Below are 13,698 nucleotides of genomic sequence, written 5' to 3'. Positions count from 1 at the left end.
CCTCGTCAGGCGTTTTGAGGGGAGCGCGCGCTCAGATGCAGCCCGGCAATCATGCAGCGGACAGAGCCGCCGGCGTGTTCGATGGTTGGAATGTCCAGCGGCAGCAGCGAGACATGGCGTTCCAGCGTTTTGATCTGCGCAGGCTCCAGCGAGCGCAAAGCCCGGGACGACAAGGCCAAAATCAGCCCATCCCGTCCCTGCAATTCGATGGCATTGCCTGCGAAATTAGCGATTTGCGCGTGGGTCAGATCCACAATGTCCCGCTCGCCCCTGCGTAGCCGCTCGGCCACATCGCGGCGACGAACGGTATCGGGAAGCGCGCTCAGCCCGACCATTGCAAAATCGGTCCCGATGCACATTAAAACGTTGGTGTGATAAATTGGCTGGCCTTGGGCATCCACAGCGTCGAACACCACGGGTTCGTAGTTGAAGTGAGTGCAAAAGCGTTCCAGCAGTATTTCACTGGTGCGTTTGGATCGTGCTGCATAGGCGACCCGTTCCAAATGGTCTATCACCATGGCTCCGGTCCCTTCGAGGAACAGATCGTCTTGCTCCAGGCCGGAATAATCAATGATATCTTGGACACGGTAGGTATGTTTCAACATCTCCAGCACATCCTGCCGCCGTTCAGCGCGGCGGTTGGGCGCATACATTGGATAAATGGCCACATGCCCGCCGGAATGGGTCGAAAACCAGTTGTTCGGAAAGACAGAATCCGGTGTCGCCGTGCCTTCGTCTTCGAACAGATGCACCCGCACCCCCGCATTCTTTAGTGCCTCGGCGGCGCGGGTCACTTCGTCCAGCGCGGTTCGGGCGACACTTGAGGCGTCTGCGCCACCGTCGGTTTGAAAGTGGTTGTCCCGCGCCGTCAACGTGTTGGGCGTGAAATGATGCGGGCGGATCATGGCGACCGACGATGGTGCCTGAACAGAGGAACGGGGCATGGAAACGAGCCTTGTGCTGCGGGTTGCACAGAAAACATAGACTGCCGTGATGGCAGTTTGCAGACTCAATACATTCGATATTTATATTCATATTGAGCATTCTGCTATGTTTGATTACAAATTTTGCCATGCATATCTACGATGACCTTGACCGCAAACTGATCGCGATCCTGCGCGAAGATGGCCGGGCACCCATCTCGAAACTCGCAACACTGCTGCAGGTGTCGCGTGCTACCGTGCAGACACGTCTGGACAGATTATTGGATAGCGGCGCGGTGTTGGGATTTACCATTCGCGCCCGCGAAGATAGCGGGCCAAATGGGGTTCAAGCCATCATGATGATCGAGGTGTCAGGTCAATCGACAACCCAAGTGATACGCAGCTTGCGCGGTATAGCAGCGCTTCATCAATTGCATTCAACCAACGGAAACTGGGATTTGGTTGCGCAGCTTAGCGCAGAAAGCCTCAGTGATTTCGATCGAGTGCTCCGCGAAGTGCGGGGAATTCCAGGGATCACAAACAGTGAGACTTCGATACTTCTTAGCTCGGTATGACAATCAGCAGGCCTTGAATGTGATTTTTGCTCAGTTCTTCGACAGATTCGAGTGTAAGCCGTCATTGGCGCAGCTGCAGCGAAGTGGCACTTTGTCCGCAAAGCCGCCATCCAGTACGTCGAAATGCTGCGCCAACGGGTCAATGTCTGCTTCGGGAAAGCTGCAATGCAGCGGCGATCGAAGCGACCAATGGCGACTTAGGGCCGCGAGTGACGTACCGATGATAGACTTAGCGATTTATGTGGTGTGGGAGCGCCTCTGCAGGTTCAATTGGTTGCTTGAAGGGCTCAGGGCGGTAGAGGTTTGTGATTTTCGTAAGGCTGCGCAATTTATGCTGAGCGCGCGGTCGCTTGAATTCAGAACGTGGGAATTTTGACCCCAGACCCAGTCTATCCCGATCAAGGTTGCAAGTTGGACCGGTTAGGTTCCAATTTTGACCGAACATCACAACGACGGAAATAAGTGGCTGGGGTGGTAGGATTCGAACCTACGATACACGGTACCAAAAACCGATGCCTTACCGCTTGGCTACACCCCAACGTGCGGGCGGTATTACGGCCCCAACCGAACGAGCGCAAGGGGCCGAACGCGATTTTTGTCATGTTTTCTCAACCACGCTCTCTGGACTTCACACGCGCAGCGGATCTGCCTTCGCCAGACGGTCAAACGACATCAAGGATTCAACCAATGCGGGCATCTGATCCAAAGGAATCATGTTCGGACCATCAGACGGCGCAGTATCCGGCGCTTCGTGCGTTTCTATAAATACAGCTGCAATGCCAAGACTGACTGCCGCGCGGGCCATAACCGGCGCGAACTCGCGCTGGCCGCCCGAAGACCCGCCCTGCCCACCGGGTTGTTGCACCGAATGGGTCGCATCCATCACAACCGGCCAGCCCGTTCGGGCCATTGTCGGCAGGCTGCGCATGTCAGCTACAAGCGTATTGTAGCCAAAACTCACACCGCGTTCAGTCAGCAGCAAACGTTGGTTTCCAGTCGATTCAACCTTTGCAGCGACATTCGCCATGTCCCATGGGGCAAGAAACTGGCCCTTCTTGATGTTGATTGCTGCGCCCGTCTCGCCAGCAGCAATCAGAAGGTCCGTCTGACGGCACAGAAAGGCAGGTATCTGCATAACATCAACAGATGCCGCAACTTGCGCGCATTGCTCGGCCGAATGGATGTCGGTCAGGACCGGAACGCCCAACTCGGCCTTTACGGCCGCGAGCACTTCCAGCCCTGCTTCTATCCCAAGCCCGCGCTTGCCTGAAAGCGAAGTCCGGTTGGCTTTGTCAAAGCTGCCTTTGAAGATGAAGCTTGCACCAGCAGCGGCACAGGCCGTCTTCATGGCGCGCGCGATCATCATGGCATGATCGTAGCTTTCCAACTGACATGGCCCTGCAATCACCGTGAGAGGACGGTCATTGCCAACCGTTATGTTGCCGATTTCAACGTCTTTCATCGCCCGCGATCCTTGCTGTTTCTTGCCAATGGTTAGCATCCTGACAACACCTGTGCCACCCGCTCCCGCAGGCTTGGCAACACGTCACTGTCAAACCATGGGTTGCGCTTGAGCCACGCTGTGTTGCGCCACGACGGGTGCGGCAACACAAATGTATCAGGCGCATGGGCACGCCAATCGCGAACGGTGTCCGTCACGCCTTTGCGTCCGCCCAGGTATCGGCGATGCGCGTATCCGCCAACCAGAAAGCGCAAGGGAACTGGGCCGATCTCGTCCAGCGCAGCTTGGTGCCATGTTTGCGCACAGATGGGCGGCGGAGGTAGATCGCTGCCGCCCGCATCATACCCCGGAAAGCAAAAAGCCGAAGGGAGAATCGCGACCTTTGACCGATCATAAAACGCCGGTTCTTCGATCCCCATCCAATCGCGCAGTCGCGCGCCAGAGCGGTCCCAGAATGGCGTGTTAGATTCGTGCACCCGCAAACCGGGAGCTTGGCTGATGATCAAAATGCGCGCGCCGGGTTGAAACCAGACCACTGGGTTTGGCGAGTGGCGGGTTGCGGTGGCAGCAAAACGGTCTGCGCACAGACTGCAAGCACGGATGCGGTAGGCAAGCGGCGTATTCATGTTGCGATACATAGCGCGCCGTCGCAGGCCCTTCCACACTCTTGCCAGCCGTGTGCGCCAAGGCTACGCACCCCCAAACGGAACCGGAGGCCAAGGATGACCACCCCCACACCGCTTGATGCTGCCCATGCCGCCATGGATGCTGCGCCAGATGACACCGGGCCCCGGCTGCGGTTTTTTGAACGTCTGGCAGATGCAGAACTGTTCTTGCTGCTGGAAAACGAACCTGAGGGCGATGGCATCGACCCACGCGTGTTTGATACCGAAGACGGGCGCTTCGTTCTGGCTTTTGACCGCGAGGATCGTTTGGCCGAATTCGCGGGCGGCATCGCCCCCTACGCCGCCCTTCCCGGCCGCGTTCTGGCAGGAATGCTGCAAGGGCAATCCCTTGGGCTTGCCATCAATCCCGATGTTGCGCCCTCTGCTATGCTGCTTGGCGTAGACGCGATCACCTGGCTGACAGAAACGCTGGCTCACGGGCCAACACAAACCGAAGCCCGCCCACAAGAAGTCACCGCCCCAACGGGCCTGCCAGAGTCGCTTTTAACCGCACTGGATGCGAAATTGGCGGCGATGACAGGGCGCGCCACCCTAGCCTATCTTGCCGGTGTCACCTATGACACAGGCGCGCGCGGCCATCTATTGGCGTTCATTGACGTCGTCCAAGGTGCCGAAGGCGCGTTGGCGCGTGCCGTAAACGAGGCGCTGGCTTTCAGCGGCCTGGAAGCAGGCAGTCTTGATGTCGCTTTCCTAAGGGCCGCAGACCCTGTTTCAGCGCAATTGGCCCGCGTGGGGTTGCGCTTTGATTTACCGCAGCACGACGCCCCCGACCCGCGCCCTGCCCCCGGCACCAACCCCGATAAACCGCCAATCCTACGCTGACCCGCGGCACGGCACACCCTCAATGAAAATGGTGCATTTGATTGAGGTCAAATCGCGACGCTGCGTAAAGGTGTATCGTGACTCCATATCTATGGAGGATTCACCAAAATGCGGCTGACCACACGAACCAATCTCGCCATGCGCGCGCTTATGTTTTGTGCCGTCAATCCCGGCCTGACCGTGCGCAAAGCCGACATTGCGGCAGCCTGCAACGCATCGCTCAACCATCTGGGATTGGTGGTAAATCTTCTTGGGCAAGGAGGCTTTATCGACACGACACGCGGCCGACATGGCGGTGTGAAACTTGCCCGCCCGGCATCCGAAATTTCTATTGGCGAAGTGGCCAGAATGCTCGAATCCGACGTTCCTTTTGCCGAATGCTTCGACAAAAGCGAAAACGAATGCCCGCTGACAAGCTGCTGCAAATTGCGCGGGACGCTGAAACGCGCTTTGAACGCGTTCTACGCCACGCTGGACGAAGTCACGCTTGCCGATCTGACAGACAGCAATAGCGGCCTTCGCACGCTTCTAAGCATGGACAAGGCGGCCTAAAGGCTTTCACAGGCCCTGGGCCGCCTCAGGCGGCCGGGTCTACAGGTGCTTGCGCTGGTTGCTGTTCGGCCAACTTCATCGCAGCGGCGTATTGTGACAGAAACACCTCCCCCGTCAGGTCATCGATGAAGTGGCTGCGCTGCAGGCGGTCCATTACCGGGCCTTTCACCTCTGACAGGTGAAGTTTCATCCCCATGTCATGCAGGCGGTGATTGATTGCCTCAAGGCTTTCAAGCGCGCTCATATCAATTTCATTTACAGCGGAACACATCAGGATGACGTGGCGCAGATCCTCATCGCCAATCACGCGATCAAGAATGTAATCCTCCAAGAACCGGGCATTGGCGAAATACAGGCTTTCGTCGATGCGCACTGTCAAAACAGCCGGATCCGTCAGAACGTCGTGCCGATTAATGTTGCGGAAGTGTTCTGTTCCCGGCACTTGCCCGACTTCGGCGATATGGGGGCGCGATGTCTTGAACAGGTGCAACCCGATCGACAGCACGACACCGGCAGACACCCCAGCTTCGACACCGACCAGAAGCGTCAACAGGATCGTTGCTGCCACCGCGGCGAAATCTGCGCGCGAATAGGCCCATGTCTTCTTCAAAATCGAAAAATCGACAAGGCTCAGGACCGCGACAATGATCGTCGCCGCCAAAGTCGCCTTCGGCAGGAAATGGATCAAGGGCGTCAAAGCAAGCGCCGCGATGCCCAAACCAACGGCTGTATAGGCTCCGGCAGCCGGTGTTTCAGATCCCGCATCATAGTTCACAACAGACCGCGAGAACCCGCCAGTTACCGGGAAACCGCCTGAGAAAGCCGCGCCGATATTGGCCGCGCCAAGACCGATCAACTCCTGATCCGGGTCAATCCGTTGGCGTTTCTTGGCCGCCAGCGTTTGTGCAACTGAAATGGATTCCACAAAGCCGATGATAGAGATCAGCAAGGCGGGCACGAGCAGCAACCTGACAAGATCAAGGTCAAAGGTCGGGATCGTGAATGGAGGAAGCGATTGTGGCACAGTCCCGACAATGGCCACGCCGCGCCCTTCAAGCCCGAAAAGCCACACAACGGCCGTCGTTACGACCACAGCCGCGACAGGCCCAGCCTTTGCCCCGATGTCGGCCATCCGCGGAGACAAGCCAGATTTACGCAGCAGCGGTTTAAGCCCCTTGCGGACCCAGAACAGAAACGCGGTTGCGGCAACACCAATCGCCAGCGTGAAAGGGTTCGTCTGCGGCAGGTGACGCCACATATCGCCCAACAGATGCGGCAAGCTGTGACCCGATGCTTGAATTCCAAGAATGTGTTTTAGCTGGCTCGCGGCGATGATCACGCCCGACGCCGTAATGAAACCTGCAATAACCGGGTGGCTCAGGAAGTTGGCCAGAAAACCCAACTTGAACACCCCAAGCAAAAGCAACATCGCACCAGACAGCCCGGCAAGCACCAACGCGGCGGCGGCATACCCAACACTGCCCGCTTCGGCCACTTGGCCTAGCGCGGCGGCCGTCATCAGCGACACAACCGCCACCGGCCCAACGGCAAGCGCACGGGATGTGCCAAAAATAGCATAAAGGATGATCGGCAAAATGGAGGCATAGAGCCCCGCCTCGGGCGGCAATCCAGCCAAAAGCGCATAAGCCAGTGACTGCGGGATCAGCATGATGGTCACGATCACAGCTGCCACCAGGTCATTGGTCAGCATATCGCGATCATAGGTCCGGCCCCATTCAAGAATGGGCACATAGCGGCGCAATGTAGATATCAAAGACACGTCCGGAACCTTCCGTCACTTACATAGGGTGCAGGCGCGCTCCGGTCGGGCGCGCCTGCGGATCACAAATATCGCAGTTCAGGTATCAGCGGCACTCAGCGCTTCGGGCTTGGCCATCCATTCCTTGCCGCGCAGCATCGCCTGCCAATAGATCGGCGGCAAAATCCGCTCTTTCAGCAACCATGCAGCACGGGTCGGCTTGGTGCCATCCACCAGCCATTTGGGGAAGGATGGCAACAACGTGCCGCCATAGCCAAATTCGGCCAGAACGATCTTGCCGCGCTCAACCGTAAGCGGGCACGATCCATAACCGTCATATTGCGCAACCGGCGCTTTGCCGCGCATGTCAGCAACCACGTTTTCCGCAACGACCGGCGCTTGCTTGCGTGCTGCGGCGGCAGTTTTGGCGTTGGGAGCATTGGTCACATCGCCCAGCGACCAAACATTTTCATAGGTCTTGTGGCGCAACGTGGCTTGATCCACGTCGACCCAACCGGCCGCATCCGCAAGGGGCGAGACGCGGATGAAGTCTGGGGCGGTCTGCGGCGGGCAAACATGCATCATGTCAAACTCGACTTTGACCTCGGTCGGGTCCGTGTCTGGCTTGGCAACTTTGAAGGTCGCTGTTTTCGCCGACCCATCTACTGCGATGAGCGTGTTGAAGAAGTTAAGGTCAGCGCGGTACTTGTTTACGTAGTCCATCAGCGCGGGCACATAGTCTTTCACACCGAACAAGACGCCGCCCGCATTGTGGAAGCTGATATCAATGTTCTTCAATCGGCCATTGCGATGCCAGTGGTCACCTGACAGGTACATCGCCTTTTGCGGGGCACCTGCACATTTGATCGGCATGGGCGGTTGGGTGAACAACGCCCGGCCTGATTTCAGCCCCTTCACCAACTCCCAAGTGTAAGGCGCCAGATCATAGCGATAGTTAGAGGTGACGCCGTTCTTGCCCAGCGTATCAACCAGCCCTTCGACCCCATGCCAATCCAGCTTAAGGCCGGGACACACGATCAGGCGCTTGTACTTCACCACTCGGCACCCATCCAGAATCACGGCGTTTGCGTCTGGCTCAAATGCAGCGACCGCAGCCTTGATCCAGTGTACGCCGGTCGGGATCAGGGAACCCATCGTCTTTGCCGTTGATTTCGCGTCAAAAATACCGCCGCCAACCATGGTCCAGCCGGGTTGGTAATAATGGACGTCCGCCGGATCGATGATCGCAATATTTGCGCCTGGCTTACGCGCCTTCAGGCTGGCCGCCACCGCAACACCTGCAGCGCCGCCGCCCACGATCACGATGTCATGGGTCGCATCGCCCGTATCCGTCGGCGTGCGCCCGCCATTGACGATGCGCCGTACAACGCCGCTCATGTCATACCCGGCGGCTTTGGTCGCGGACAGGATCGTGGCTGGCGTTTCGGTGCGCGCAGCCCCAAGGGACCAAAGCGTGGCACTGCGCATGCCCGACCGGCAATATGCCAGAACCGGACCCGGCAACTCTTTGCTCAGTCGATCAAAGGCGGCCGCATCTTCGTCGCTGACCTTGCCTTGTGTGATCGGCAGATACCGGGCTTCAAGACCCGCAGCTTTCGCCGCCGCCTCAATCTCGTCAAAGGTCGGCTGGTCAGCGCCTTCGCCATCCGGACGGTTGCAAATGATTGCACGATATCCATCGGCGGCAAGTTGCGCGATGTCTTCTGGCGCAATTTGCGGGCTCACTGATAGCTCTGGCGAAATGGGCTTGGGGTCCATGGGGTCTCCTCTCCGGGTCCGGCGTCTTCGCGCCGCGTCATTGAAAAAGGCGGCGCCCGAAGGCACCGCCGAAAGAATTACAGGCCGTTAACAGGCACTTTGAGCATCGGGCGACCGTCTTTGTCGGCGGGAATTTCACCCGCGCGCATGTTCACCTGAAGCGACGGAATGATCAGCTTAGGCATATCAAGTTGCGCATCGCGCTCGGTCCGAAACTTGACGAAGTCCTCTTTCGTCTTGCCGCTGCCCACGTGGATGTTGTGGACCTTTTCTTCGGCGACAGTGGTTTCCCACTGAATGTCGCGCCCGTTCGGGCCGTAGTCGTGGCACATGAACAGACGAGTTTCGTCAGGCAATGCCAGAACCTTCTGGATGCTGTCGTACAACTCACCCGCATCCCCGCCTGGGAAATCCGCACGCGCAGACCCACCATCAGGCATGAACAAAGTGTCACCCACAAAGGCAACATTGCCAATCACATGCACCATGCAAGCCGGCGTATGGCCGGGCGTGTGCATTGCAAAGCCTGTCATGCCGCCAATTGTGAATGTATCGCCGTCCACAAACAGGTGATCGAATTGCGATCCGTCACGCTGGAATTCAGTGCCTTCGTTGAAGACTTTGCCGAACGTGTCCTGCACAACGGTGATCTTTTCGCCGATGCCAATTTTGCCGCCCAGTTGATCCTGGATATAAGGGGCTGCCGACAAGTGGTCTGCGTGAACATGGGTTTCGAGCAACCATTCAAGCTTGAGACCGTTGTCCCGGATATACGCGATCACCTCATCCGCATTTTCGTATGTAATGCGGCCTGCAGCATAATCGATATCCATGACGCTATCGACAACAGCGCAGGACGACGAGTCGGGGTCTTTCACCACATATGTGATGGTATTGGTCGCAGCGTCGAAGAAAGCTTTGACCTCGGGTTTGATCGACGGATCCACGGGGTAGTTCGACATAGTTTCCTCCAACCTGGGCGGAGCGCACACCGGCACTCCACCCAAAGTGTATTACATATTGATATTTGCATGTAATCGACGCCGCCCTGTCTGCCAACCGCCGCGGCTGCGGCATTCGGACCGGTCAGACAGAAGCGGCGGTCAATCAGCAGTCTTTACAGGTCTTGATGCCGAAAAGGGCATAGCCAGGGCAAAATGCGACAGACGACGTCGCCAGCAACACAAGGCCGACAAGAACAGCAATCCACTTGACGAGACTGCCGTCAAACAGGGGCATGCCACTGAAAACAGACAGCAACACAAGCGCGACACCGGCGGCGCCGCGAATGATACGATCAGTTTGTCCAACATTGGGGGTCATGGTCACTCTCCTTGAGGTATGACCGATGTTTATGCCGGCCGCGCTGCGCGCGTCTGTGACCAAGTCACCAAACATATATAAAATTCTCGATTTAATCTGTTGCAGCGAGATTTCGCAGACCAGCCGCATCATTCAGCACAATTTCACCCCGCGCCGACGTGATCAGCCCCCGGCGCCGAAATTCCTGCAAAAGCCGCGAAATGACTTCGCGGGCGGTGCCCAATTCAGCCGCCAGTTGTTGATGGGTGGTCCCGACGGACCCGGCCCCTTTGGACAACTCAAGCAACTTTTGGGCGAGCCGAATGTCCATTCGCTGAAAGGCGACATCTTCAATCAACAAGAACAGATCCGTCATCCGTTGCGCATAGGCATCGAACACAAACGTCCGGAAATCCGACGACAGACCGATCATCGTGTCGAAGGTCCGACGCGGTACCATGACCGCATCCACTTCCGTTTCGGTCACACCTTCGGCGGAATAGGCTTCGTGCGCCATCAAACACGCCGTCGTCATGATACAGGTCTCACCGGGATTGACGCGATACAAGACAATCTGCCGCCCGCTTTCGGACACGTGCTGGACCCGCACAGCACCGCGCAGAACCACGATCAGGTTATCCGCCTGCGCACCGGGGCCGAAAACAACTGTTCCAGCAGGCACAGTGACCCGTCGCGAGTCGCGTTCAAGCGTGGCACGCGCGCCCGGCTCTATCCGGTTCAACCCTTCGATTTCGCTTGCCCAGCTCATTGCCGACTCCCAATTTTGCTTCTCCATCACTCCTAGGTGCCGTCCGCGCCGTCAAGAGGGCGAAAGGGTCCAATTCGGTTGGCCCTGCCCCGCGCTGGTGCTAGGCTTCTTCGAAATGCCGGAACTTACAGGACTGTCATGTTAAAACCGTTTTTGATCCCGTGCCTGCTCTGGCTGGCAACTTCGCTACCCGCTACCGCGCAATCGGTATTTGATACGCGCGCCGAGGCGGCCTTTGTTCTGGACCTTACCACGAACACCGTTCTGATGAACAAGAACGGTGACACGCCTTTGCCGCCGGCTTCCATGTCCAAGCTTATGACCCTGTTCATGCTGTTCGAAGCACTGCGCGACAATCCGAATATCACGCTTGATACGCGGTTTGGCGTGTCCACCCGCGCGCGGGAAATGGGCGGATCGACGATGTTCCTGAACGAACGCGATCGCCCGACGGCAGAAGAGTTGATCAAAGGCATCATCGTCCAGTCCGGAAATGATGCAACCGTGGTGGTCGCCGAAGGATTGGCCGGAAACGAACGCCACTTTGCGCAGTTGATGACAGAACGGGCGCGTGAGTTGGGGATGGAAAATACCACGCTTGCCAATGCCTCTGGATGGCCGGACCCGAACCATCGTATGAGCATGGGCGATCTTGCCATCCTCGCACAGCATTTGATCGAGGATTTTCCCCAGTTCTACGGCTACTTTGCAATGCCCGAATGGGAATTCGACGGGCGCGCGCCGCAAAACCGTTTCAATCGAAACCCGCTTTTGACATTGGGCATTGGGGCAGACGGGTTGAAAACCGGTCACACCCAAGAAGCAGGATACGGACTTGTCGGATCCGCCAAACAAGGCGACAGACGTATTGTCTTTGCCATTTCAGGCCTGCAATCGTCGAGCGCCCGCGCCGAAGAAGCAGAGCGAGTCGTCACCTGGGCGTTTCGACAGTTTGTTGAGCAGAAAATCGCCACCAGTGGGGAACTGATCGCGGATGCGCCAGTTTGGATGGGCGATTCCACACGCGTAGGTTTGGTCGCGCCAGCAGATCTGAGCGTGCTTGTTGAAGCCGTTTCTCGCGACGACGTTGTGACAGAACTGGTGTACAACACACCGTTGCAGGCCCCGATTGCACAGGGCGACGCCGTTGCTGAACTCGTCGTGACACGCGAGGGGTTGCCCGAAGCGCGCCTTCCTCTCGTTGCGGACCGCGATGTCAGCTATGGCGGCTTTGTCCCCCGGCTGCGCAGCGCCGGAATGACGCTGGTCAACCGCATCACACAGCAAGCAGGCGCATTATTTTGAGCACACAGACTGCCGCGGGCACAGGCCGGTTCATCAGCTTTGAAGGGATCGATGGCTGCGGAAAATCCACCCAATCCCGTCTGCTTTCAGAAAGGCTGCGGCGCGCAGGCACCGAAGTCGTGTTGACCCGAGAGCCGGGCGGCGCACCCGGCGCGGAACAGATCCGCAAATTGCTGGTCGAAGGCGCAACAGACCGCTGGTCGCCCGAAACCGAAATACTGCTGTTTACGGCGGCGCGGCGCGATCATTGGGAACGCACCATCGCCCCGGCTTTGGCGCGCGGCGCGACTGTCATTACCGACCGTTTTGTCGACAGTACCCGCGTTTATCAGGGCACAACGCGGGGCGATCTGGTCGATCTGGTTGATGAACTGCACCGTCTGATGATCGGGATCGAGCCTGACCTGACCTTTGTTATCGACATGTCGCCCGAAGCCGCATTGGCACGCGCCAGCGCACGCAATGGCGGCGAGGACCGGTTCGAAACCTTTGGCACGAGCTTCCAAAGCCGCCTGCGCGAAGGCTTCACATCGCTTGCCCTGCGTGCACCGGAACGCGTGCGACTCATCGACGGAAACGGCACCCCCGAAATCGTTGCAGACCGAATTGATGCCGAAGCGGTCTTTACGCCGGCATGAGCGTGCAGAACGAGAGCCTTGAAGCTGACCGCGCCGAAGGTGCACCGCATCCGCGCCATGCGACGGCATTGATCGGTCACGAGGCGGCGCAGGACGCGTTCTTATCCGCCTATGGGTCAGGACGCCTGCATCACGCTTGGCTGATCACGGGCCCACCTGGCATCGGAAAGGCCACCTTAGCGTGGCGGATCGCGCGGTTCTTGTTGGCCGATATCCCGCAGGAAGGTGGCAGCATGTTTGGCGATGCCCTTCCGGCACCCAGCTCACTTGAGACGGACATGAACAGCCCGCTCAATCGCCGACTAAGTGCGCTGTCCGACCCGTCTTTGTACCTGCTGCGTCGTCCGCTTGATGTGAAGCGTGGCAAACTCAAGACCGTTATCACGGTGGATGAAGTGCGCGGGCTTAAAAAGTTCTTCGCCCTCAGCCAATCGGATGGTGGGCGCCGCGTGGTGATCGTGGATTCCGCCGATGATATGCTTGGCCCAGCCGCGAATGCGCTGCTGAAGTTGCTCGAAGAGCCGCCTGCACGAACAGTCTTCCTGCTGATCAGCCATATGCCGTCGCGCTTGCTGCCCACGATCCGGTCGCGCTGCCGCACATTATCTTGCGGCCCGCTTGACCCCGACCACGTGGATCATGCTCTGGCAGCAACCTTGCCAGAATTGAACGAAGATGAACGATTGGCTTTGGTCCGCCATGCCTCTGGCAGCGTTGGTGCCGCCTTGCGCATGTATGCTCAAGACGGGCTTGCTCTGTCGCAAACGCTGGACCGGATGCTGGGTAGCCTGCCGGGGTTGGACCGAATGGCCGCAACAGCCCTCGCCAACGAGTTGGGAACCCCGAAGGCAGAAGATCGCCGCGCGCTATTTCTCGACTTGCTGGACCAACGCCTTGCAGGCTTGGCGCGGCAAGGCGTTCTGGGCTATCCCGTGTCACCGCCACTTCCCGAAGCCCTGACCCCAAGCCCGAACGCCGGGCGTCGCTGGGCTGACGCTCAGCAACAATTGACCGGGCGCGTGCGGCGCGGCCTCGCGGTCAACCTTGACGCTTCCGCGCTCATCCTTGATATGTGCGTGAAACTTGACGCCCTCGCGCAAGACTGCGCCGCCGACAGGTAGCCCTG

Annotated in this window: 14 protein-coding genes and 1 tRNA gene; 6 read left to right on the top strand and 9 right to left on the bottom strand. The window is 58.3% G+C overall.

All coding sequences use genetic code 11. The features are described 5' to 3' along the window. Positions 1–5: 5 nt before the first annotated feature. Complete coding sequence (gene ctlX / locus E2L05_RS01475; RefSeq protein ID WP_133341115.1) at positions 6–944, bottom strand: citrulline utilization hydrolase CtlX; 939 nt, start codon at positions 942–944, stop codon at positions 6–8. A gap of 128 nt (positions 945–1,072) precedes the next feature. Between ctlX and E2L05_RS01470 the strand changes: the two genes are divergently transcribed. Then, positions 1,073–1,498, top strand: a complete 426-nt coding sequence (locus tag E2L05_RS01470) for an Lrp/AsnC family transcriptional regulator (RefSeq protein ID WP_133341114.1) — start codon at positions 1,073–1,075, stop codon at positions 1,496–1,498. A 463-nt stretch (positions 1,499–1,961) separates the two neighbouring features. Here E2L05_RS01470 and E2L05_RS01465 read toward each other — a convergent pair. From E2L05_RS01465 to E2L05_RS01455, 3 genes are all read right to left on the bottom strand, one after another. Continuing rightward, positions 1,962–2,036 (bottom strand) — tRNA-Gln (locus E2L05_RS01465). Positions 2,037–2,126: 90 nt separating this feature from the next. Further along, entirely contained in the window at positions 2,127–2,960 is an 834-nt protein-coding gene (gene kdsA, locus E2L05_RS01460; RefSeq protein ID WP_133341113.1) for a 3-deoxy-8-phosphooctulonate synthase, read from the bottom strand. Positions 2,961–2,992: 32 nt separating this feature from the next. Next, positions 2,993–3,586, bottom strand: a complete 594-nt coding sequence (locus E2L05_RS01455) for a uracil-DNA glycosylase family protein (RefSeq protein WP_208016206.1) — start codon at positions 3,584–3,586, stop codon at positions 2,993–2,995. 96 nt (positions 3,587–3,682) lie between these two features. Between E2L05_RS01455 and E2L05_RS01450 the strand changes: the two genes are divergently transcribed. Next, on the top strand, positions 3,683–4,468 hold the full coding sequence (locus E2L05_RS01450; protein WP_133341111.1) for an SseB family protein: 786 nt from the start codon (positions 3,683–3,685) through the stop codon (positions 4,466–4,468). Positions 4,469–4,576: 108 nt separating this feature from the next. Next, positions 4,577–5,020: an Rrf2 family transcriptional regulator gene (locus tag E2L05_RS01445; RefSeq protein WP_133341110.1), complete on the top strand. Its 444-nt coding sequence runs from the start codon at positions 4,577–4,579 to the stop codon at positions 5,018–5,020. Between the two features lie 25 nt (positions 5,021–5,045). On the opposite strand, the gene E2L05_RS01440 is transcribed toward E2L05_RS01445, so the two are convergent. From E2L05_RS01440 to E2L05_RS01420, 5 genes are all read right to left on the bottom strand, one after another. After that, positions 5,046–6,791, bottom strand: a complete 1,746-nt coding sequence (locus E2L05_RS01440) for a SulP family inorganic anion transporter (RefSeq protein WP_133341176.1) — start codon at positions 6,789–6,791, stop codon at positions 5,046–5,048. A gap of 87 nt (positions 6,792–6,878) precedes the next feature. Beyond that, on the bottom strand, positions 6,879–8,558 hold the full coding sequence (locus E2L05_RS01435; protein WP_133341109.1) for a bifunctional protein tyrosine phosphatase family protein/NAD(P)/FAD-dependent oxidoreductase: 1,680 nt from the start codon (positions 8,556–8,558) through the stop codon (positions 6,879–6,881). A 77-nt stretch (positions 8,559–8,635) separates the two neighbouring features. Continuing rightward, positions 8,636–9,520: an MBL fold metallo-hydrolase gene (locus E2L05_RS01430; RefSeq protein WP_133341108.1), complete on the bottom strand. Its 885-nt coding sequence runs from the start codon at positions 9,518–9,520 to the stop codon at positions 8,636–8,638. 145 nt (positions 9,521–9,665) lie between these two features. Beyond that, positions 9,666–9,881, bottom strand: coding sequence for a YgaP family membrane protein (locus E2L05_RS01425; RefSeq protein WP_133341107.1), 216 nt, complete (start codon positions 9,879–9,881; stop codon positions 9,666–9,668). A 91-nt stretch (positions 9,882–9,972) separates the two neighbouring features. Continuing rightward, a complete protein-coding gene (locus E2L05_RS01420; RefSeq protein WP_133341106.1) occupies positions 9,973–10,629 on the bottom strand; it encodes a Crp/Fnr family transcriptional regulator in 657 nt (218 codons plus the stop codon). Positions 10,630–10,767: 138 nt separating this feature from the next. On the opposite strand from E2L05_RS01420, the gene E2L05_RS01415 reads away from it, so the two are divergent. Genes E2L05_RS01415 through E2L05_RS01405 form a run of 3 tightly spaced genes read left to right on the top strand, consistent with a single transcriptional unit; the run spans position 10,768 to position 13,693 of the window. Continuing rightward, complete coding sequence (locus tag E2L05_RS01415; RefSeq protein WP_133341105.1) at positions 10,768–11,934, top strand: D-alanyl-D-alanine carboxypeptidase family protein; 1,167 nt, start codon at positions 10,768–10,770, stop codon at positions 11,932–11,934. Continuing rightward, on the top strand, positions 11,931–12,572 hold the full coding sequence (gene tmk / locus E2L05_RS01410) for a dTMP kinase (protein ID WP_133341104.1): 642 nt from the start codon (positions 11,931–11,933) through the stop codon (positions 12,570–12,572). The genes E2L05_RS01415 and tmk overlap by 4 nt, the downstream gene beginning before the upstream one ends. After that, on the top strand, positions 12,569–13,693 hold the full coding sequence (locus E2L05_RS01405) for a DNA polymerase III subunit delta' (protein WP_133341103.1): 1,125 nt from the start codon (positions 12,569–12,571) through the stop codon (positions 13,691–13,693). The genes tmk and E2L05_RS01405 overlap by 4 nt, the downstream gene beginning before the upstream one ends. Positions 13,694–13,698: the final 5 nt, after the last annotated feature.

Origin of the sequence: Meridianimarinicoccus aquatilis (assembly GCF_004358675.1) — a bacterium.
Classification (GTDB): domain Bacteria; phylum Pseudomonadota; class Alphaproteobacteria; order Rhodobacterales; family Rhodobacteraceae; genus Meridianimarinicoccus; species Meridianimarinicoccus aquatilis.
Note: the sequence above shows the minus strand (reverse complement) of the source record. Positions and strands in the feature narration are given on the sequence as shown.

Bases quoted from the DNA above. Each gene is read 5' to 3' on its own strand.
- ctlX (WP_133341115.1), bottom strand. From the start codon at position 944: ATGCCCCGTTCCTCTGTTCAGGCACCATCGTCGGTCGCCATGATCCGC.
- E2L05_RS01470 (WP_133341114.1), top strand. From the start codon at position 1,073: ATGCATATCTACGATGACCTTGACCGCAAACTGATCGCGATCCTGCGC.
- kdsA (WP_133341113.1), bottom strand. From the start codon at position 2,960: ATGAAAGACGTTGAAATCGGCAACATAACGGTTGGCAATGACCGTCCT.
- E2L05_RS01455 (WP_208016206.1), bottom strand. From the start codon at position 3,586: ATGAATACGCCGCTTGCCTACCGCATCCGTGCTTGCAGTCTGTGCGCA.
- E2L05_RS01450 (WP_133341111.1), top strand. From the start codon at position 3,683: ATGACCACCCCCACACCGCTTGATGCTGCCCATGCCGCCATGGATGCT.
- E2L05_RS01445 (WP_133341110.1), top strand. From the start codon at position 4,577: ATGCGGCTGACCACACGAACCAATCTCGCCATGCGCGCGCTTATGTTT.
- E2L05_RS01435 (WP_133341109.1), bottom strand. From the start codon at position 8,558: ATGGACCCCAAGCCCATTTCGCCAGAGCTATCAGTGAGCCCGCAAATT.
- E2L05_RS01430 (WP_133341108.1), bottom strand. From the start codon at position 9,520: ATGTCGAACTACCCCGTGGATCCGTCGATCAAACCCGAGGTCAAAGCT.
- E2L05_RS01425 (WP_133341107.1), bottom strand. From the start codon at position 9,881: ATGACCCCCAATGTTGGACAAACTGATCGTATCATTCGCGGCGCCGCC.
- E2L05_RS01420 (WP_133341106.1), bottom strand. From the start codon at position 10,629: ATGAGCTGGGCAAGCGAAATCGAAGGGTTGAACCGGATAGAGCCGGGC.
- E2L05_RS01415 (WP_133341105.1), top strand. From the start codon at position 10,768: ATGTTAAAACCGTTTTTGATCCCGTGCCTGCTCTGGCTGGCAACTTCG.
- E2L05_RS01405 (WP_133341103.1), top strand. From the start codon at position 12,569: ATGAGCGTGCAGAACGAGAGCCTTGAAGCTGACCGCGCCGAAGGTGCA.